The sequence below is a fragment of the Collinsella sp. SGI.178 genome, assembly GCF_050313495.1.
Lineage (GTDB): Bacteria > Actinomycetota > Coriobacteriia > Coriobacteriales > Coriobacteriaceae > Collinsella.
This window is the reverse complement of sequence record NZ_JBNPLM010000031.1, coordinates 1-18,877: the sequence shown is the minus strand read 5'-3', so window position 1 is coordinate 18,877 and position 18,877 is coordinate 1. Positions and strand designations below refer to the sequence as shown.

The following is an 18,877-nucleotide window of genomic DNA, read 5'->3' as shown; positions in this document are numbered from 1 at the left end:
CCTTTAAGATACAGGGCCACAAAAAACGTTGAGACCTTGATTACGGAGTGTATGTCTTTCGTTATTGGGTATACGCTTTCTCGGTTTGGTTTTTTGTTTGAGGGTGAAAGCTTTTCTCATTATCCGAATCGTAATCTTCTCGAGAATAAGGACTATGTTATCGGGAAGTTATTGGAGGAACGCAATCGCTCGTTTCTTGACACAAAAATTGATCTGATTGATGCTCTCATTTCCTTTTTTAGTGGGACCAATATAGGCGGCCCATATTACTTGAAGCATTACTCGTTTGAAAAAATCTGGGAGAGCGCTGCCTTATCGTATTTACGTTCTCGTTTTCAGGGAGTTTGTAATGGACAACTTTGTTTGTCGGACTCGCCAACGGGACCTTCCGATTTTAATAAAGCATACTATGCGTTAAATATTGCAAGCCCCGGCCAAACCATGGAGCCAGATTACTATCTTTTAGACGATGGGTTGCAGTGCATCTTTGATGCCAAGTACTACTCTTCTGTTGACGATGTTGATTACAAGCAACTTGTGTATACGATGCTGCTTTCTCATTTAATCAACCCAAAAACCGGTGAGGAGTATTGCTTAGATACTTGTTCCGCATTGATCCTTCCGTCGGAAACGCGATCAAGCAGGCTGCATTTTAAAATTGATTCAAGTCAGGTTAACCTTCAAAATGGCCTGGAGATTTACGAGGAAAGACTGCCGGCAAGCGAAGTCCTTTACTACTACGTATCGATGATGTAAAGGCGATTTGCTTCAAAGATTATCCTCCCATTTCCAAGGTTAAACTCAGCTCGTTGTGCATCGTTGCTTGATGAGTCCAGTTTGAGCTTGAAAGAAATCAGGGTATTCCCAGTTAAATGCAAGGAACTATAGTCGAGTTGCCAGTAATAGCAATCTTGATTGAGTGGGACTGAATAACGGATTGCTCGAAGATCAAGAGCTTCCAATTGCATCTCTAAACAACCTGAACACCGATTAACTTTAAGCAGAACATCGCAGTTCTCAAATCGAAATAAAACGGCCTGAGGTTTCGCTTCACCGTTTGCGTAAGCGTTACAAAGGACGTAGGCCGCTACAAATTCCATCCCATACAGGTCTTCGAGCGTGGCGGATTCATTCTTCCCATAATCGTTCTTTTGATTGGGGATAACTAGCTTGGCGCGTCCAAAAGGATGCGCCAAGCTAGTTGGGCTGCTGATGGTTTCGGGCCTTACGCACGCATTGAAATTCATATGCCAAACCCCTGTCGTTGTGTATCAATGCCAGAAGATTTTTACGATGAGTACGATGGCACCTTGTCCCTACCAACGGACACCCTAGTATCTCTCAAGATCCCAAACACTTTCGTATTCTCGGTCGATATTGCTGGTGGTGTCTGCAGCTGGCGCAAGGCCGTCAAAGAACTTCGCCAGCAGTCCGATAGTTTCCTCCATTGAGGCGTCCAGCTCGCCTCCTGCGCGGATTCTGAGCAGTTGCTGGTATATTTCCGCCATTGCGTCTTTCAAGGCCTTGTAGACCCTCGTAGAGGGTCTTACGACTATCTCGTGATCCATCAGTTTGGCCATGATGAAATCTTGCTTGTCCATCCCGCTCAACTTGGCCAAATTGGTGATCCGCTCGTATTCCTCCGGGCTCACCCTGAAAGCCATGGTCTTCGACCTCTTGCGTGCAGAGTTGGGGCAGGGCATGGCTAGCCCTCCTTGGTGCACTCAAGAGCGTTGGCGATCTCGGTCTGTTTGTTCGGGAAGAGGTGGGCGTAACGGTAGGTGATATCGGTGCTCTCGTGGCCAACGCGATCAGCGATCGCCAACGCGGAGAAGCCCATCTCGATGAGCAGGGAGACATGGCTGTGCCTCAGGTCATGGACCCTGATCCTCTTGACTCCGGACTCCTTGCATCCGCGCTCCATCTCGTGCGTCAGGTAGTACTTCGTCACGTCGAAGATGCGGTCATGGGGACCAAGGTCGTCTCTGAAGTCTTCCAGGTACTCCTTCATCTCCTCGGCGAGGAACTTGGGCATGGCGATCCTTCGCACGGAGTTCGGAGTCTTCGGGTCGGTGATGGTGTCGATGCCCTTCAAACGCTGATACGACTTCGTGATGCTGAGCTCCGAGGTCTCGAAGATGAAATCGGATGGGGTGAGGGCGAGGAGCTCTCCACAGCGGATACCTGTCCAGTAGAGGACCTCGAAAGCGTAAAAGGAAAGAGGTTTGTCCATGATGGCCTCCGAGAACCTCAGATACTCCTGCTTCGTCCAGAAGTTCATCTCTCCGCCTTTCTTCGAGCCCATCTTCGTTACCTTCCTGCACGGGTTGCCCGTCAGGTCGTAGTAGCGCTCGGCATGGTTGAAGATGGCGTTCAGCTGGTTGTTGATGGTTCTGAGGTAGGTGGCCGAGTACGGCTTCCCGTTGGCGTCCTTGTGGTCGATAAGCTGGTTCTGCCAGCGGACGACGTCGATGGGCTTGATCTCGGACATCCTCATCTTCCCGAAGAAGGGGATGATCTTGTCCTTGATCATGTACTCCTTGGTCAGCCAGGTGTGCTCCCTGATTCGAGGCTTGATCTCGGTGGCGTACACGTCGACGAAGTCCGCGAAGAGCATGTCCATGGTGCCGTTGTGGACAGCAAGGAAGTCCTTCTCCCACATGAGCGCCTCGAGCTCGGTGGCAAAGCCCCTCTTGACCTTGTGCCGCTTCGCGCCCCTGCCGTCGCGGTAGAAGCACTGGGAGTAGAACGTCCCGTTCTCGCTTCTATATACGGGCATCTTCATCACCGGCAAAGAATCTTGCCTCGAAGTGGTCGGAGCGGACGCGGCCCTTGACCACCGCGCGACCCTTCTTGATCTGCTCCTCGTTCATCTCCTGGATGATCTTGTAGGCGAACCCTTTCGACATGTTCAGCCTCTGTGCGACCTGCTCGGCGTTGAGCATGGTGGGCCTGTTTTCTTCCTGGTTCATTTGTCCTCCTAATATCGTACGATTACGTACGTTTGATATGAGCGAATCATAATCGTACGCTTTCGTACTGTCAAGAAATTGCGTACGTTTGCGTACGGTGCTAGAATTACGAGGTTTAGATTTTCAGGAGGGAAGATGACGACTGGCGAGAAGATCAGGTACTACCGCAAGCTGCGCGGGCTCTACCAGGGAGAACTGGGCGAGAGGATCGGCGTCTCGGAGGGTGCGATCCGCCACTACGAGACGGATTTCAGGACCCCCAAGCAGCCTCAGGTGGAGGCCATTGCCGAAGCCCTCGACATCTCCCCGCTTGCCCTGAAGGACTTCGGGGTAGAGAACGCCCGAGACCTCCTGGGCCTCCTTCTGCAGCTGGAGGACGAGTTCGGCATCGTGCCCGCTGAGGATGGCTCTGGTCTTTCTATCGACGCGTCTGCCGAGAAGGCGCCCAAGACGGCCCAGATGCTCAAGGCCTGGGCCGCAAAGCGAAACGAGCTGGAATCCGGAGAGATCACGCCGGAGGAATACGCCGACTGGAAGGCCAAATTCTAGGAGTAAATATTTACTGAAACGCGAGCAGGTGGCTTTACCCCCGCAATTGGTAGTGAAACACCTGCTTTTCTTATGCCCGAAACCCACCATTCGAAGTGGGTTAAAGCCGATAAAATCGCTTGGGGGAGTAATTTTTTACTCCCCATTGTTGACCTGCGGTTTTGCTGAAAAGCCACCATATTTCGCCCCGTTGAGTTTCAGTTGAGTTTTGGGGTCCGTTTTGCCCCACTGGGACAGGCGACTGGGACAATTTACTCCCCCAACAAACCTTTTACTCCCCGTCCGTGGGGTGCCGCCATGTCCGCCCTGTACGGCAATTAGGAGTAAAACTTCCTAAAACAGCAGGTCAAAGCATAAAAAATACCCCCGATTTCAAGTGGAAATCGGGGGTATCTCGCTCAATTTATTCCCCCAAGTTGCTGGGGGCTTTGCGTTTCTTCCGTACGCTGCGACACTCTGCGGTACTCAGCGGACGGAAATTCGACGCCTCGAAATAGCCTTTCGACTACTCCCACTCGATGGTCGCGGGCGGCTTGGACGTAATGTCGTAGCACACGCGGTTGGCGCCGGGGACCTCGGCAACGATGCGGCCGGAAATGCGGGCCAGCACATCGTAGGGCAGCTTGGCCCAGTCGGCGGTCATGGCATCACTGGATTCGACGGCACGCAGGATGATCGGGCGCTGATAGGTGCGCTCGTCGCCCATAACGCCAACGGACTTGATGTCGGGCAGGACCGCGAAATACTGCCAGCAGCTGTGCTCGGAGTTGCGCTCGCCGGTCTGCTCAAACAGGCGCTGGTTGTAGGCATCCAGCTCCTCGCGCACGATGGCATCGGCGTTTTTGAGGATCTCGAGCTTCTCCTTGTCGACCGCACCGATGATGCGGATGGCCAGACCCGGGCCCGGGAAAGGCTGACGGAACACGATATGACCCGGCAGGCCCAGTGCCAGACCAAGCGCGCGGACCTCGTCCTTAAAGAAGTGATCAAGCGGCTCAATGAGGTCGAAGTGTACGCCCTCGGGGAACGGGATCAGGTTGTGATGGCTCTTGATGGTGGCCGTCTTGCCGCCCGTCTTGCGAGCGCCGGACTCGATGATGTCGGGGTAGATGGTGCCCTGAGCCAGATACTTGACCGGCTTGCCATCGGTCTCGAGCTGCTGCGCCACGGCGAAGAACTCTTTCCAGAACTGAGTACCGATGATGCGGCGCTTCTCCTCGGGCTCGGTCACGCCGGCCAGAAGCTCGGCATAACGGTCCTCGGCGTGAACGTGGATAAAGTCGACATCGAACTGCTTGGTGAAGACCTCCTCCACCTGCTCGGGCTCGCCCTTGCGCAGCAGGCCGTGGTTGATGAACACACAGGTCATCTGCTTGCCCACGGCGCGAGCGCCCAGCGCAGCCACGACGGAGGAGTCGACGCCACCGGACAGGGCCAGAATCACGCGGTCGTCGCCGACCTTCTCGCGGAACTCGGCCGTCATGGTCTCGACCAGGTTGTCCATGCTCCAGTTGGGCTCCAGACCGCAGATCTCAAACAGGAAGTTGCTCAGCAGCTGCTGACCGTACTCGGAGTGCTTGACCTCGGGGTGGAACTGGGTGGTGAAAATCTTGCGCTCGGGGCACTCCATGGCGGCAACCGGGCACACGTCGGTGCTGGCGGTAACGGTAAAGCCCTCGGGCACCTCGGAAACGGCGTCGCGGTGGCTCATCCACACGGTTTGCTCCATGGGCGTAGAGTTAAAGAGCTTGGCGCCGGCCGTGCGTGTGATGGTAGCACGGCCGTACTCGCCCACCTCTGAGTGGCCGACCTTGCCGCCGAGCGTCACGGCCGTGATCTGATGGCCGTAGCAGAAGCCCAGGACGGGAAGGCCCAGGTCAAAGATGGCAGGATCGATGGACGGAGCGTCCTCGGCGTACACGGAGGCCGGACCGCCGGAAAGGATGAGCGCAGAGGCGTTCATCTCGCGAATCTCATCGGCCGAGATGTCGCAGGGAACGATCTCGGAATACACGTTGAGGTCGCGGACGCGACGGGCAATGAGCTGACCGTACTGCGCGCCAAAGTCGAGTACGAGGACCTTTGCGGAAGCCTTTTGATCCATGGTTTTCCCCTCTTGTTGGCGGGGAGCCGATGCCCACCCGCGCGAATAAACGAGAATAACTTTCATAGTGTACACGTTATATGGGGTTTCTCGTCCCTCGCAGCCATCAGCGCACGGCAAACGCACGACCTGGGCCCCTATTTGACGGCAATTGAAGTGTTACCAAACGTTACAGATGATGTAATACGTTTGAACATTGGACACCCTGTGCCACAATACTACCGAACGACTCCGCCTCTGGGGCGGCAAATACGATAGGAACACCAACATGAAGCGCATCCTTCTCATCGCCACGGGCGGCACCATCGCATCGACCGAGGACGGCAACGGCCTCTCCCCCGCCCTGACCGGTGAGGAACTCGCCCAGAGCGTCCCCGAGATCTCGGGCCTCTGCGAGCTCGACGTCGTGCAGCCCATGAACATCGACAGCACCAATATGCGTCCCAGTGACTGGATGCGTATCCGCGACGTCATCGTCGAGGGCTATGCCGACCACGACGGCTTCGTGATTCTGCACGGCACCGACACCATGAGCTACACCGCGGCGGCGCTTTCTTACCTGATTCAGGACAGCCCCAAGCCCATCGTGCTCACCGGCTCGCAAAAGCCCATGGGCAACCCCTTTACCGATGCCAAGCTCAATCTGTACCAGAGCCTGCTCTATGCGCTCGACGAGCATTCGCACGACGTCTCAATCGTGTTTGGCGGTGTGGCCATCGCCGGCACGCGCGCCCGCAAGCAGCGCACCATGAGCTTTAACGCGTTCATCAGCGTCAACTATCCGCCCATTGCCTACATCCGCAACGACCGCATCGTGCGCAACGGGCTCCACGGCACCCACCAGAATGAGAGCCCGGTTCGTTTCTACGACCGTATCGACTCGCGCGTGTTTGTCCTTAAGCTCACGCCCGGCGTGAATCCAGGCATATTGGACGCCCTGACCGATAGCTACGACGCCGTAATTCTGGAGACCTTTGGCATTGGCGGTATTCCCGAGTTTGGCGAGTCCGGCGAGTCATTCCAAGAGGCGATTTTCCGCTGGGTCGATTCGGGTCGCACCGTCGTTATGACCACACAGGTCCCCGAAGAGGGCCTCGATCTGGGTGTTTATGAGGTCGGCCGCGCCTACGCCGACCATCCGGGTATTTTGCGCGGCGACGATATGACCACCGAAACGCTCGTGGCCAAGACCATGTGGGCGCTCGGCCAGTCACGTGATGCGGCCGAGATTCAGCGCCTGTTCTACAGCCAGGTCAACCATGACCGCATCCCGATGGTGTAGCTAAAACAAAATCCGCCTCTTTGGGCCTTGTGGGGCACGTGGTACCTCTCGGAACGTGCAAAAAGCGGAGTTTTCAGCACCCGCCCCTTCCGGAAACGTTAAAACCGCTAGCTGTAAATCGCTTTTCGGTTCGATAGGCTCGTCCCACGCGTCTATTATTCCTCATAATAATGTATTTTGTGGATAATCAAAAACAGCAAGCATCGTATTTGCGCCTTCGGTTGCTGTCAATTTATTGAGGGATGCTGAATACTCGGGTTTTTGCACGCCGCCGTCGGGGGGACCCGTTCAGCAAACGACAAATCTAGCAAAAACGCCTACTCAATGCCCTCGAGGAGCTCTGACACCGTCATGCCAAGCGCGGGCGCAAGTTTAAATAAAATCTCGAGCGTGCTGTTTGCCGTTCCGCTTTCGATTTGATCGAGATAAGGTCGGCTGATACCAACCGCCACGCAAAAATCGACCTTGGAGATACCAAGGGCCTTGCGCGTCCGCTCGACTCGCTCGCCAAGAATCTGTTTCGCATGTTCGTTCATGCAGACGAGTTTGAAATGGAGCAAAACAAAAACGTAAACTATAGTTTACGTTTTGCCCAATATACAGGAGTTTTCTATGTCGGGTTCTTCGGTCCGCATGTACCGAGCCACGCTTCGCACAAACAGCGCACCGCCCAAGCTCGTCGTCGTTGAAGCAGAATGCCTTTCGCCCGATGAGCGCACAGCATTTGCATTGCTATCAAGTCGCGTCGCCGCCGTTTTGGTCCCTTGCCCGGCGCAAGGTGAACTTGCCATCCAATGCCAAGCGCACGGCTGCTCACTCAATCAGGCTGCCGTAATCGCAACCAGCCAGTGTGGCCTGCCCCTTCTCTTGGAAGCCGGTATCGCGCTCTGCCTTCGCGGTGCCGGATACGAAAACGAGGCCGCCGCCGATGTGGTCTTTCAACCACGATCGAGCGGCGGCCTCGCAGCAGCCATCGAATATGCTTGCAGGCTCGTTGCCTAAAGGCGCAAGCTAAAAGCCCAGGCCAAAGCCTGTGCCGGTAATCGCCGAATACATAAAGTAGACGTTAATTACGTTGAGGAATACGCCCGTGATGCAGCCGTTTCGCAGGTAGCGCTCGCACACGATGCGCGCCATGGCGGCGGAGTCCTCATTGTTCTTTGCCTGGCGTCCCGCCGTAAAGTACGTCGCCACGCTCAGCAGCAGGTTGAGCACCGGCAATGCCAGCAGCTCGTAGCTCTTGCCCCAGCGCGTCACCTCACCGGCAGCATTAAACTTTGTTGCCACCTCGGGACCAATGTTGGGGATTACAAACGCTGCGACCACCAGCGGAAGCACTGCAAGCACCAGCAGCGCGATGCCCATGTAGCCAGCTTTTTTTCCATATTTAAACATGCTCGCCGTCCTTACACGTTAAAGCGGAAGTGCACGACGTCGCCATCGGCCATGACATACTCTTTGCCCTCGATGCGCAGCTTGCCTGCAGCCTTGGCACCTTGCTCGCCACCGAGCTCGATGTAGTCGTCATAGCCAATGACCTCGGCCTTAATAAAGCCGCGCTCAAAGTCGGTATGAATGACACCGGCGGCCTGCGGGGCGGTCGCGCCCTGACGCACCGTCCAGGCCTTGACCTCCATCTCGCCAGCCGTAAAGAACGACTGCAGACCGAGCAGCTTGTAGGCTGCCTGCGCGAGCACGTCCAGGCCGGGCTGCTCCAGGCCCAGGCTCTCCAGGTAGTCGGCCGCATCCTCGGGATCGAGCTCGGAAAGCTCGGCCTCGATCTTGGCGCAGATCGGCAGCGGCTTGACGCCATCGATGGGCGCCAGGTCCTCGTTGAGCATGTCCTCGTCCACGTTGGCCACATACAAGATGGGCTTCATGGTGAGTAGGAACAGGCCCTTGGCAGCGGCGCGCTCCTCGTCGGTCATCTCCATGGACGCGGCGCGCTTGCCCTCGTTGAGCCAGGCGAACAGGCGCTTGGCGACCTCAAACTTGGGCATGAGCTCCTTGTCGCGCTTGGCCTCCTTCTCGAGCTTAGGCAGCTGCTTCTCGAGCGTGCCCATGTCGGCCAGGATAAGCTCGGTCATGATGGTGTCGGCATCGCCGGCGGGATCGACGAACTCGCCCGTGCGACCCACCTCACGCATGACGTTGGGATCCTTAAAATAGCGCACGACCTCGCAGATAGCGTCGGTCTCGCGAATGTTTGCCAAGAACTGGTTGCCCAGGCCCTCGCCCTCGTTGGCACCCTTCACCAGGCCCGCGATGTCGACAAACTCGACCGTAGCCGGCACAATGCGGCCAGGGTTGACAATGTCAGCAAGCTTTTGCAGGCGGCTATCGGGCACATCGACGATACCCACGTTGGGGTCGATCGTGGCGAACGGGTAGTTGGCGGCAAGGCCGGTCTTTTTGGTAAGCGCGGTGAACAGCGTCGACTTGCCCACGTTGGGCAGGCCCACGATACCGATGGAAAGGGACACGACAGCTCCTTTTGGTACAGGTACTTCAAACTGCATAAGTATAGCGCCGCCGCAGCATCCGGGCGAATCCGGACACCGCGGCGGCGCAAATGAAGCAGAGATTGGGGTAGCTGGCTAGTCCGCGAGCTTCTCCACCTGGTCGAGCATCTTGTCGAGCTTGGCCTTCGCCTCGGCTTTTACCTTTTGGGCCTCTTCGTGGGCTTTGGCCTTCTGAGCGGCCTTTTCCTCGGCTTCGGGGTCGACGACAACCAAGTTGGACGCATCGTGTTCGACCAGCTTGAGCGCATGTTCGGGACAAACCTTGACACAGGCACCGCAGCCCAAGCAATACGTGGACTCCAACGCGAAGCGGCCGCTTCCCACCAAATCGCAGGCGAACGTGGGGCATACATTGACGCACTCGCCACACGACGTGCACTTGTCAAAATCGCACTCCGGCGTGCTCACCTGCATGTTCTGGGCAAGCTCGGGATGGTTCTGCAGTGTCGAAAGCACCAGCTGCCGCCCATGCGTGAGCGAACGGCGACGCTTTGCCGTCGTGGTGCCGCACATGGTGTTGAGCGTGCGCTCCAGCTGGGTAATCTGATGGCGATGGGCCTTCAGCTTCTGCGTCACCGAGGCCAGCGCCGCCGTCGCCGGGTTGAGCTTGGTCACCGTCAGACCCGTCGTGCGGGCAATCTTTTCCATGTACTCCTTGCGCTCGTACTCGCGAAGCTTATGGCACTTGAGGTTCTTGGGGTCGACCTCCAGGCCCATACCCGTGCCAGACCACTCCTCAGCCTTCGCAATCGCTTCGCCCAGGATATCCTCGCCGCCGGTGTTGCGGCATTTATCGCACACGCCCAGCGGAAGGTACACGCTCACGTTGGGATAGTCCGCCAGTACCGAGAACCAGGTCTCGGCCGTAATATCGCCCACGCAGGCAACGACGACCTCGTTCTCGCGCGGCATGCGCTTGAGGGCGCGCGTGCAGGTAACGTAGGCGGTCTCGTGGCTCGTTGCCGCCGAGACAATGTCGTCATACAGGTTTTTGGGCGCCAGGCGCGGCGAGATGATTGCCTCGGTCGGACAGGCAGCGGCGCACAGGCCGCACTTGCGGCAGGAGTCGAGAATCTCGATGGAGTCTTCCTCGACCTCGATAGCGTTGACCGGGCACACATCCATGCACGCGGAGCAGCCGCTCTTTTCGTTTTTGCAGGTCAGGCACGGAATGGTGTTGCCGCGCGGACGCTCCTTGTAGTCGGCGGGATTCCACTGCGGCGCCGACGGATCGAGCGCATCGGTCACGCCGCCAAGTGGGTTTTTAAGAAAGTCGAAACCCTTGCTGATCTCGATAATGTCATCAAACAGATCGTGTTCCTGCGCCATGCGCGGCCCCTCCCTGAGCAGTGCAAACAAGCAAGAGATAATGATACGCCATCGGCCCACGCCTCGGGCAAATTACATGCGGCGCATCATTGAGACAAATAGCCTATGGCCTATCGCCGACTCGATTGCACAAGGTCAATCAAGCGCCAAGCTATGCCTCGCACATGAGCTGCACGAGCTTTTGTTTGGTCACCTTGGCCTGTTCGTTAGCCATATTGCGCTCGTTCTTAAAAGTTGCGTCCGCAACGCTCAGCAGGTCATCATCGAAAATCTCGCCAAGGCCCAGCTCCTCGAGTGTCGTCGGCAGACCAACGCGCCGGCAAAACTCGAGCACCTGATCAAGCTCGGGTGCGCGCTCCAAACGAAGCTGCACCACCAGGCCAAATGCCACGGCCTCACCGTGCATGGCCTTGCACTCGGGCAGAATCGTCAGGCCGTTGGCGATGGCATGGGCAAGCGCTAGGCCACCGCTCTCAAAGCCAACACCCGAGAGCAGAATATTGCACTCGATCAGGCGCTCAACCGCCGGCGATATACGACCCTTTTTAAGATCGCGCTTGGCAGCGACGCCGCACTCCATGAGTGTGTCATAGCAGGCACGAGCCGCAACCAAGGCCAAGTGTCCCGGCGCGCCACCGTGCCCGTTAGCGCCGTGCGCCGCGGCGCACGAACGCGCCTCGAAATACGTTGCCAGTGCGTCGCCCATGCCAGCGACCGTCATACGCAGCGGGGCTGCCGCGACCACGCCGGTATCGACCACAACCAAATCTGGATTCTTTTCGAGCATCAGATAGCGGTCGAACGACCCATCCTCGTGATACAGCACCGAAATCGCGCTGCACGGGCCGTCCATCGAAGCCGCCGTGGGGCATACGCACAACGGCAGCTCGGCATAAAACGCAACGGCCTTGGCGATGTCGAGCATCTTGCCACCACCGATGCCGACCACCATGTCGCAATACTCGGCCTGGGCTTCCTTGGCCATTTCGACAACGGCATCTTCCGTACACGGACCGTCATAAATCTTAAAGAACGGCTCGCTTAGATCTTCGTCCAGAAATCCATCGACGATCTGCCTGCACAGCCGATCCTCGGTGCCCTGGTCAAACAAGACATAGGCAGCGCAGCCCAACCATGACAAATATCTGCCCTGACGCGAAAGTTCGCCCGGCCCCTGAACATACCGGCCGGGACCGCCATAAACCATAGGAAGCGCCATACGAGAATCCGCCCTTCATCAAACAACGATTGGTGCAAAGCCACCTGTCCCCTTGTGGCAACTTGGCGCATTGAGGACAGGTTAGATTGCACCATAGAAAAAGGGTCCCGCGCACAGAGCGCGAGACCCTTATCAGAACAATGTGTGCCGATTAGAACGTGACCGGGGTGTCGGTGTAGACGCACTCGAGCAGCTGCTCCATCTCCTCCTGAGACGGCTGGCGCGGGTTGGAGCCCGTGCAGGCGTCGAGGATGGCGTTGGCGGCAACGTCGTGCTTCTTGGCCTCGAACTCATCGTAATCGATGATGGACTCGTCGGCCTTCACGCCCTTGGCACCGTAGTTCTTGATGCCCTGCGGGATGTCGAGCTTGTCGTTGAGGTCGCGAATCTCCTGGACCAGAGCCTCGACCAGCTCGTCCTCGGTCTCGCCGGCGAGGTGCAGGATCTCCTTGGCGATGAAGGCGTAGCGGCTCTTGGCGCGAGCGTCCTTGGCGTTGAACTGGATGACCTTGCCCAGGTACATGGCGTTGGCGCAACCGTGGATGATGTGGTCGCCCTCAAAGGCGGCACCGGTCTTGTGAGCCATGGAGTGGACAATGCCCAGCAGACCCGAGGAGAAGGCGATGCCGGCGATGCACTGGGCGTCGTGCATGTGCTGGCGGGCCTCATGATCGCCCTGATAGGACTTGGGCAGCCACTCGACGATCTCGCGGATAGCATGCAGGGCGTTGGCGTCGGTGTACATGGAACCAGCGGTGGAGACGTAGGCCTCGATGGCGTGAGTCAGAGCGTCCATACCGGTGTGAGCGCACAGCTTGGCGGGCATGGTGTAGGTGAGCTCGGGGTCGACGATGGCGACATCAGGGGTGATGTTGAAGTCGGCCAGCGGGTACTTGATGCCCTTGGCGTAGTCGGTGATGACGGAGAACGCAGTGACCTCGGTAGCGGTGCCGGAGGTAGAGGAGATGGCGCAGAAGTGAGCCTTCTGACGGAGCTCCGGGAAGGAGAACGGGACGACTGCCTCCTCGAAGGTCTCCTCGGGATACTCGTAGAACAGCCACATAGCCTTAGCGGCATCGATGGGCGAGCCACCGCCAATGGCGATAATCCAGTCGGGCTGGAACTCGGTCATGGCCTCGGCGCCCTTCATGACCGTCTCGACGGACGGATCGGACTCGACGCCCTCGAACAGCTTGACCTCGAAACCGGCCTCCTTGAGGTCGGCCTCGACGTCCTGCAAAAAACCGCCGCGGCGCATGGAGCCGCCGCCGGTCACGATGATGGCCTTGCTGCCCTTGAGGTTCTTCACCTCGTGGCGAGCGCCCTCACCAAAGTACAGATCGCGAGGATTGGTAAAACGTCCCATACTGTGCCTCCTAAACAAGCCCCTCTTAGACTTGCGTATATAACGGAGCACCCGATTGGCTCCGTTAGGACCGTTTTGCGCGTTGCCGGCGATGACAATGCGCGATGTCTAAACGTCTCAACGCTCAGACAAATAGTATTTTACCGTTCTGGTTGGTCAGTTATTTACCGAAAGCCGACAATGATGAAACGTTTTTTCTATCCCTGAAGACCCTTATGCGGCATTCATACTCCCAAGCTGGGCAAACGTTTTATCAAGGTTGACCACATATCCAGGGCAGGACTGTGCCCCTCCAAAAGACACACCGTTCGCCGCCAATAATCGACCGTTTGCGGCACCGTGATACCACTCGGTCGTCCAAGGTGCCGACATTTGTGCGACATCCGTCTTCGTGGTGCAAAGGTGCATGTCCAAGTGCGGCACTCCCAATGTGCCTCATGCGGGTAAACTAGAACCTTATATAGAGACATTTGAACCCTAACCGCAGCAAAGGAGGCCCCATGGCATTCGATCCCATTCAAGAAGATTGCCATCGCCTCGTTCTTGAGGCCTTGCGCCGCGACAATATCCCGCTCACCGACGGCCCTGCCGTAGAGCGTCTGATGGAACAATTCACCCGCAACCCCGCGCCGCTCATCGTGCACGACCGCGACCGCGCCGGACATCTGATTGCCAAGGTAGTCGAGGCTGTCGACTACCGCATTCCCTTTATCCCTGACGATACCCAGGCAGAGCAAGAAGAGACCGCTGCCGAAAACATGCTTCGCGAGGCAGCCGCACTCGACCCGACCAACTGGGACGCTCAGCGCATGTTGACCGCCCTCACCGCTAACTCCAACGAGGAGTACGTACAGTACTTGGTATCCAAGCGCGATGAAGTCGAGCACGACCTGGCACTCAAGATCGCCTCGGCGCAGGACCCCTACGAGCGCGAGGCCGCAGGCGACCTTACACGCCGCCCCTACCTGCGCTGGCTTGCCGCCCTTGCGTCGCGCGCCCTCATTAGCGGCCGTTACCGCCTGTCGCTCGAAACCGCAAACCGCAGCCTGGACTTTGCCCCCAACGATCCGGCCGGTGTCCGCCACACTGCGATGCTCGCCATGGCAAAACTCGAATACCCCGCCGAGGAGCTCAAACGCTTTCGCTCTGCCCACTCCGTCCCCTATCTTGCCAACACGCCGCTGCGCCGTCGTCCCAAGGACGCGGAGCGCGACTTAGACCCGTGGACGCTCATCGCGCTGATGAGCGCTGCCTGGCGCGAGCTGGACTACGAGGGCGCCGAACACTACTTGCGCATCCTTGCGCGCTCGTGCCCGCACGCAGCCGAGGCGCTTTACTTTCAAACCGAGTTTCCCGATGGCGTCTATGCCCGCGTCAACGTGGGCGTGGGCTCCACCGACGAGCTTGTCCTTGCGCTGTCCGAAGCGACGCCGGTACTGCAGGAGGGCTTGGGCGCCCCCGACAACGCCAGCTTTGCCGCCTGGGTCGCCACCAACGATATCGTGCGTTCCCAGATTGACGAGCGCATCCTGCGGGCGGCCGAGCAGGGCTTGCCGTTTAAGGGAGGAGACCTCTAATGGATCCGAGCGTCTACATCCCCGCCTACCTGGAGCGCGCCTACGTTGCGTCGCACCCCGAACTCACCGATGCAGCACGCGATCTTGTCCATAACGACGTGAGCGTCAACCCTCATAAGTATGCGCAGACCGAGCATGCCCAGGCACTGCTTTCCTATGCCGGTGTTCACCGCCACCTGCTCGACGAGCTCCATCGTATCGAGGATATGGGCAGCGATGAGGAGTTTGAGCAGACGCGCAACCGCCTGTTCGACGATATGCGCGATGAGCTGCTCAAGATCGTCCGCGTCGATGCGTATGTCTTCGATGCCCAGCTGCTTGCCATCATTTTGGCGGACACGCCCGTCGACGCCTGCCTGGGCGACCTGATGAAGCTCGAGGCGACCACAGCCGATTACCTACGGCAAAGCGTGCCCGGATTCGACATGGAGGCTCCGCACTACTGGGCCAACAAGGTGCTGGCAGACGGCGTGACGGCGGCCGATCTCACCGTGAGCGAGCCGGCGCTTATCGGATGGCTCCACACGCTCGAGGCCATCTCGCAGCTGTGCATGGCGAGCGCCCGCTACCGTGCTGCCGTCAACTATTCTCGCCGTGTTCTTAAGGCGGAAGGCTATCCCACCCGAGCTGCCGGCACCGTGCTACTCGCCCTCGCTCGCCTGGAAGACGAGGACGGCTTTTTTGCCCTGGCCCACCAGCTCGAGGAGCAGATGGGGGCCGATGCCCTCGAGAACTCCCCCTGGTACCTACTCGCCCGCACGATCCTGCTGTTCAAAACAAACAAGATGCGCCCGGCGACACGCGCCCTGCGTGAGTTTGCCAACCGCTGCGAGGGCGGCGCGTTCTTTTTGCTGAACCCCATGTATCAGACGCCGTACCTTCCCTGCCGGCCCGAGCCGCACGACCCCTGGGACCTTTCGCACCAGGCAGTTTGGGAGGCCGACGGTATCATCTCGGATACTCCCGACTTTGCCCCCTGGGCCAACGCTTGCGAAGACGTATCGCAGCTTGCCCAGGAATTTGCGCGCCGTTATGGCTTTTAACGGCACGATCGCCACGACCATGTCATTCACGTTAGGAACGGCTTCATGAACTTCCGCTCATCTCTCGCCTGCACTTCGAGCGATATCGCCCGCTGGGGGCTGCGCTCCATCCTTAAGCGCCAGGGCGGCGTACTCCCCGGCCGCATCGCCATGAAGATCGACCCCGAGCTGCTAAGCAACCTCGCGAGCCTTGTCGACCGCAGTGTGGTGGTCACCGGCACCAACGGTAAGACCACCACCTCCAACCTCATCGCCGACGCCGTTGCCGCCAGCGGCGCCACCGTGGTATGCAACCGCGCCGGCAACAACATGGAGCCGGGCGTGGTGGGTGCCCTGCTCGAGGGCCGCAGCGATCTTAAGCGTGCCGCCAGCAGCAAGCGCGTAGGCGTCTTTGAGTGCGACGAGCTCTACACGGTGCGCGTCTTGCCCAAGCTCAAGCCAACGTACTTTGTGCTGCTCAACCTGTTCCGCGACCAGCTGGACCGCTACGGCGAGATCGACCACACCCAGGACGTCATCGCCCACGCGTTGGAGCTTTCGCCGGCAACGACGCTCATCTATAACGCCGACGACCCGCTCTGCGCCTCGATCGCCGCACGCGTCCCCAATATGAGCATCGCCTTTGGCATCGACGGCGCCACGGGCACCGAGTCCGATCGCATTAGCGACTCGCGTTTTTGCTCGCAATGCAACGCGCCGCTGGAGTACGACTATGTGCAGTACGGCCAGCTCGGCGCCTATCATTGTCCTTCGTGCGGTTGGAGTCGCCCCGCGCTGGTCCGTCGCGTGACAGGCGTTGAGCTCGGCTGCGACGGCTACGGCTTTGACCTGACCTTTGGACCCGAGGCAAAAGCGCCCGCAACGCACATCGCCACGCGCTACAACGGCCTGTACATGGTCTACAACGTTGCCGCCGCCTTCTTTGCGGCGCGCGAGTTGGGCGTGGACGCAGCGCATCTGCAGCCCACGCTCGATGCCTACGTCCCCGCCGGCGGACGCATGGGCCGCTGGGAGATTGCCGGCCGTACCGTCGAGGCAAACCTGGCCAAAAATCCCGTAGGCTTCGATCGCCAGATCCAGTCCATTAAAACGGCAGGCGGCAGGCTCTGCGCCTTCTTCCTGAATGACAACGACGCCGACGGCCACGATGTCTCGTGGATCTACGACGTCGACTTCGAGCGCATCGCCGATACCCCAGGGCTTGTCGCCTTTGCCGGGGGTACGCGCGCGCACGACATGCAGGTGCGCCTGAAGTACGCCGGCATCGACGCCGCCATCATCTCGAATATCGAGCAGGCGATCGGCGCCGTGGCAGATGAGGCAGCCGATGACACCTTCTACGCCGTCGCCAATTACACGGCATTCCCGCCGCTGGTCAAAGAGCTCGACGGACTTAAAGACGCCGATGCGAGCTCGGTTGCCTCCTGCGCCGTAACACGCACCGATGGCAGCGCCGTCCCCACCGATATTGCGCCGGTCGAGCTTCCGCGCCCGCTGCGCATCGTCTATCTGTATCCCGATGCCCTCAACCTCTATGGCGACGGCGGCAACGTCATCGCCCTCGAGCGCCGCTGCGCCTGGCGCGGCATTCCCGCGCGCGTGGACGAGGTCCGCATGGGCGAGACGCTCGATCTTACCGACGCCGACATCGTCATGATGGGCGGCGGTGCCGACCGCGATCAGTTGGCTGTAGCACACGAGCTGCTCGCTCAAAAGGACAAGGTTGCGACATATGTTGAGGACGGCGGCTCGTTGCTCGCTATCTGCGGCAGCTATCAGCTGCTCGGTCGTTCGTACTATATGGGCGAGAATCGCATCGAGGGCCTAGGTGTCATCGCCGCCGAGACCGTGCGCGGCTCCGACCGCCTGATAGGCAACGTCGCCGTCAAGACCGACCTGGCACCCGAGCCCTTTGTGGGGTTCGAGAACCACGGCGGCCGCACCCTGCTCGATGCAGAGGCCACGCCGCTCGGAACATCTGTCGTCACGGGCACCGGCAACAACGGCGACGACGGCTTTGAGGGCCTCATCTACAAGGGCGTCATCGGCACGTACCTACACGGACCGGCACTGCCCAAGAACCCCGAGCTCGCCGACTGGCTCATCGCCCATGCCCTTGAGCGCCGTGGCGATGCACAGGCCGCCGCCCTGCTGCCGCTCAAGCCCCTCGACGACACCTACGAGCACGCCGCCCACGACGCCGCCATGAAGCTCCTCCCCTAACGCCCCGCCACCACAAAGGGACAGGCACCTTTGTGGTGGTTTTGACCCGTCCCAGCGGTTTGTCTCAATCTGTAACATCTAGACCACCAAAGGTCGTCTTACTGTTACAGATTGAGACGTTCGTCCCGACGCCTGCATTTTGTCTCAATCTGTAACAGATAAGGCCGATTTACCCGCCCAGATGTTATAGATTGAGATTTTTGAAGATCGGGGGGAGAGGGCCAGCTCCTGTGTGGTGGTTTTCCAGTTTGCCAACGATATACGCGCCGACAAAAAAGTCTGCTATACTCTTTCCCGCTGTCCCCATCGTCTAGCGGCCAAGGACGCCACCCTTTCAAGGTGGATATCGCGGGTTCGAATCCCGCTGGGGGCACCACAGAATCTGAGAAGCCCGTTACCAATTCAGTAGCGGGCTTTTTGTTACCGATATGCCGGGATTCGAACCCGACAGGGTACGGAGCTGAGGAAACGCGTGAGCGTTTTCCAGCGCAGCACGCAAGGAGCGAAGCGACGCAGCGAAGGCGGGCGGCGCCAGCCGCACGCGGATATCCCGCTGGGGGCACCATTTGAAACGAGAAGCCCGTTACCCTCGCGGTGACGGGCTTTTTTCTACCCAACGCCGGGATTCGAACCCGACAGGGTGCGGACCCCGGCAAATCGGCGGCAAAACGGACTCCAAAGCGTCCTTCGC

At 58.7% G+C, this 18,877-nt stretch carries 18 protein-coding genes and 1 tRNA gene; 8 read left to right on the top strand and 11 right to left on the bottom strand.

All coding sequences use genetic code 11. The features are described 5' to 3' along the window. A partial coding sequence (locus ACQRAQ_RS08090) for a hypothetical protein (RefSeq protein ID WP_427794490.1) occupies positions 1-756 on the top strand: 756 nt, incomplete at its 5' end. Here the strand turns inward: ACQRAQ_RS08090 and ACQRAQ_RS08085 are convergent. The 4 genes from ACQRAQ_RS08085 to ACQRAQ_RS08070 form a co-directional block, all read right to left on the bottom strand. Continuing rightward, positions 738-1,247 (bottom strand): hypothetical protein, encoded by a 510-nt coding sequence (locus ACQRAQ_RS08085; protein ID WP_427729139.1) that lies wholly within the window; start codon positions 1,245-1,247, stop codon positions 738-740. The two genes, ACQRAQ_RS08090 and ACQRAQ_RS08085, sit on opposite strands and share 19 nt — an antisense overlap. An 84-nt stretch (positions 1,248-1,331) precedes the next feature. Further along, the gene (locus ACQRAQ_RS08080; protein ID WP_058985406.1) at positions 1,332-1,703 is read right to left on the bottom strand and encodes a plasmid mobilization protein; all 372 of its coding nucleotides are present in this window, start codon (positions 1,701-1,703) and stop codon (positions 1,332-1,334) included. A gap of 2 nt (positions 1,704-1,705) precedes the next feature. Then, the gene (locus tag ACQRAQ_RS08075; protein WP_241688558.1) at positions 1,706-2,785 is read right to left on the bottom strand and encodes a site-specific integrase; all 1,080 of its coding nucleotides are present in this window, start codon (positions 2,783-2,785) and stop codon (positions 1,706-1,708) included. Further along, complete coding sequence (locus tag ACQRAQ_RS08070) at positions 2,766-2,972, bottom strand: hypothetical protein (protein ID WP_024963414.1); 207 nt, start codon at positions 2,970-2,972, stop codon at positions 2,766-2,768. Before ACQRAQ_RS08070 ends, ACQRAQ_RS08075 begins: the two co-directional genes overlap by 20 nt. 135 nt (positions 2,973-3,107) lie before the next feature. On the opposite strand from ACQRAQ_RS08070, the gene ACQRAQ_RS08065 reads away from it, so the two are divergent. After that, positions 3,108-3,521 carry a helix-turn-helix domain-containing protein gene (locus ACQRAQ_RS08065; RefSeq protein WP_427729137.1) on the top strand — a complete coding sequence of 138 codons (414 nt, stop codon included), beginning with the start codon at positions 3,108-3,110 and terminating at the stop codon, positions 3,519-3,521. A gap of 505 nt (positions 3,522-4,026) precedes the next feature. On the opposite strand, the gene guaA is transcribed toward ACQRAQ_RS08065, so the two are convergent. Continuing rightward, positions 4,027-5,625, bottom strand: coding sequence for a glutamine-hydrolyzing GMP synthase (gene guaA, locus ACQRAQ_RS08060; protein ID WP_152068629.1), 1,599 nt, complete (start codon positions 5,623-5,625; stop codon positions 4,027-4,029). A gap of 268 nt (positions 5,626-5,893) precedes the next feature. Between guaA and ACQRAQ_RS08055 the strand changes: the two genes are divergently transcribed. After that, entirely contained in the window at positions 5,894-6,907 is a 1,014-nt protein-coding gene (locus tag ACQRAQ_RS08055; protein ID WP_427719446.1) for an asparaginase, read from the top strand. Positions 6,908-7,224: 317 nt separating this feature from the next. Here the strand turns inward: ACQRAQ_RS08055 and ACQRAQ_RS08050 are convergent, their stop codons facing one another. Continuing rightward, entirely contained in the window at positions 7,225-7,443 is a 219-nt protein-coding gene (locus ACQRAQ_RS08050) for a helix-turn-helix domain-containing protein (protein ID WP_427719445.1), read from the bottom strand. A 76-nt stretch (positions 7,444-7,519) separates the two neighbouring features. On the opposite strand from ACQRAQ_RS08050, the gene ACQRAQ_RS08045 reads away from it, so the two are divergent. Further along, entirely contained in the window at positions 7,520-7,909 is a 390-nt protein-coding gene (locus ACQRAQ_RS08045) for a hypothetical protein (protein ID WP_195838610.1), read from the top strand. Between the two features lie 9 nt (positions 7,910-7,918). On the opposite strand, the gene ACQRAQ_RS08040 is transcribed toward ACQRAQ_RS08045, so the two are convergent. The 5 genes from ACQRAQ_RS08040 to ACQRAQ_RS08020 form a co-directional block, all read right to left on the bottom strand. Then, positions 7,919-8,302: a DUF1648 domain-containing protein gene (locus ACQRAQ_RS08040; protein WP_427719441.1), complete on the bottom strand. Its 384-nt coding sequence runs from the start codon at positions 8,300-8,302 to the stop codon at positions 7,919-7,921. Positions 8,303-8,313: 11 nt separating this feature from the next. Further along, positions 8,314-9,390 (bottom strand): redox-regulated ATPase YchF, encoded by a 1,077-nt coding sequence (gene ychF, locus ACQRAQ_RS08035; protein WP_427794489.1) that lies wholly within the window; start codon positions 9,388-9,390, stop codon positions 8,314-8,316. A gap of 114 nt (positions 9,391-9,504) precedes the next feature. After that, entirely contained in the window at positions 9,505-10,758 is a 1,254-nt protein-coding gene (locus ACQRAQ_RS08030) for a 4Fe-4S binding protein (RefSeq protein ID WP_427729133.1), read from the bottom strand. Between the two features lie 151 nt (positions 10,759-10,909). Beyond that, entirely contained in the window at positions 10,910-11,977 is a 1,068-nt protein-coding gene (locus ACQRAQ_RS08025) for a glycerol dehydrogenase (protein ID WP_427794488.1), read from the bottom strand. A 151-nt stretch (positions 11,978-12,128) separates the two neighbouring features. Continuing rightward, positions 12,129-13,343 carry an iron-containing alcohol dehydrogenase gene (locus ACQRAQ_RS08020; protein ID WP_117794788.1) on the bottom strand — a complete coding sequence of 405 codons (1,215 nt, stop codon included), beginning with the start codon at positions 13,341-13,343 and terminating at the stop codon, positions 12,129-12,131. 500 nt (positions 13,344-13,843) lie between these two features. On the opposite strand from ACQRAQ_RS08020, the gene ACQRAQ_RS08015 reads away from it, so the two are divergent. From ACQRAQ_RS08015 to ACQRAQ_RS08000, 4 genes are all read left to right on the top strand, one after another. After that, complete coding sequence (locus tag ACQRAQ_RS08015; RefSeq protein ID WP_154517956.1) at positions 13,844-14,920, top strand: hypothetical protein; 1,077 nt, start codon at positions 13,844-13,846, stop codon at positions 14,918-14,920. Next, positions 14,920-15,963, top strand: coding sequence for a hypothetical protein (locus ACQRAQ_RS08010; RefSeq protein WP_427794487.1), 1,044 nt, complete (start codon positions 14,920-14,922; stop codon positions 15,961-15,963). The genes ACQRAQ_RS08015 and ACQRAQ_RS08010 overlap by 1 nt, the downstream gene beginning before the upstream one ends. Positions 15,964-16,008: 45 nt before the next feature. Beyond that, complete coding sequence (locus tag ACQRAQ_RS08005) at positions 16,009-18,186, top strand: MurT ligase domain-containing protein (protein ID WP_427794486.1); 2,178 nt, start codon at positions 16,009-16,011, stop codon at positions 18,184-18,186. A gap of 299 nt (positions 18,187-18,485) precedes the next feature. Further along, positions 18,486-18,562: transfer RNA gene (locus tag ACQRAQ_RS08000), tRNA-Glu, on the top strand. Positions 18,563-18,877: the final 315 nt, after the last annotated feature.

Bases quoted from the DNA above. Each gene is read 5' to 3' on its own strand.
- ACQRAQ_RS08045 (WP_195838610.1), top strand. From the start codon at position 7,520: ATGTCGGGTTCTTCGGTCCGCATGTACCGAGCCACGCTTCGCACAAAC.
- ACQRAQ_RS08075 (WP_241688558.1), bottom strand. From the start codon at position 2,785: ATGAAGATGCCCGTATATAGAAGCGAGAACGGGACGTTCTACTCCCAG.
- ACQRAQ_RS08070 (WP_024963414.1), bottom strand. From the start codon at position 2,972: ATGAACCAGGAAGAAAACAGGCCCACCATGCTCAACGCCGAGCAGGTC.
- ACQRAQ_RS08080 (WP_058985406.1), bottom strand. From the start codon at position 1,703: ATGCCCTGCCCCAACTCTGCACGCAAGAGGTCGAAGACCATGGCTTTC.
- ACQRAQ_RS08040 (WP_427719441.1), bottom strand. From the start codon at position 8,302: ATGTTTAAATATGGAAAAAAAGCTGGCTACATGGGCATCGCGCTGCTG.
- ACQRAQ_RS08065 (WP_427729137.1), top strand. From the start codon at position 3,108: ATGACGACTGGCGAGAAGATCAGGTACTACCGCAAGCTGCGCGGGCTC.
- ACQRAQ_RS08005 (WP_427794486.1), top strand. From the start codon at position 16,009: ATGAACTTCCGCTCATCTCTCGCCTGCACTTCGAGCGATATCGCCCGC.
- ACQRAQ_RS08025 (WP_427794488.1), bottom strand. From the start codon at position 11,977: ATGGCGCTTCCTATGGTTTATGGCGGTCCCGGCCGGTATGTTCAGGGG.
- ACQRAQ_RS08020 (WP_117794788.1), bottom strand. From the start codon at position 13,343: ATGGGACGTTTTACCAATCCTCGCGATCTGTACTTTGGTGAGGGCGCT.
- ACQRAQ_RS08010 (WP_427794487.1), top strand. From the start codon at position 14,920: ATGGATCCGAGCGTCTACATCCCCGCCTACCTGGAGCGCGCCTACGTT.
- ACQRAQ_RS08050 (WP_427719445.1), bottom strand. From the start codon at position 7,443: ATGAACGAACATGCGAAACAGATTCTTGGCGAGCGAGTCGAGCGGACG.
- ACQRAQ_RS08055 (WP_427719446.1), top strand. From the start codon at position 5,894: ATGAAGCGCATCCTTCTCATCGCCACGGGCGGCACCATCGCATCGACC.
- ACQRAQ_RS08030 (WP_427729133.1), bottom strand. From the start codon at position 10,758: ATGGCGCAGGAACACGATCTGTTTGATGACATTATCGAGATCAGCAAG.
- guaA (WP_152068629.1), bottom strand. From the start codon at position 5,625: ATGGATCAAAAGGCTTCCGCAAAGGTCCTCGTACTCGACTTTGGCGCG.
- ACQRAQ_RS08085 (WP_427729139.1), bottom strand. From the start codon at position 1,247: ATGAATTTCAATGCGTGCGTAAGGCCCGAAACCATCAGCAGCCCAACT.
- ACQRAQ_RS08015 (WP_154517956.1), top strand. From the start codon at position 13,844: ATGGCATTCGATCCCATTCAAGAAGATTGCCATCGCCTCGTTCTTGAG.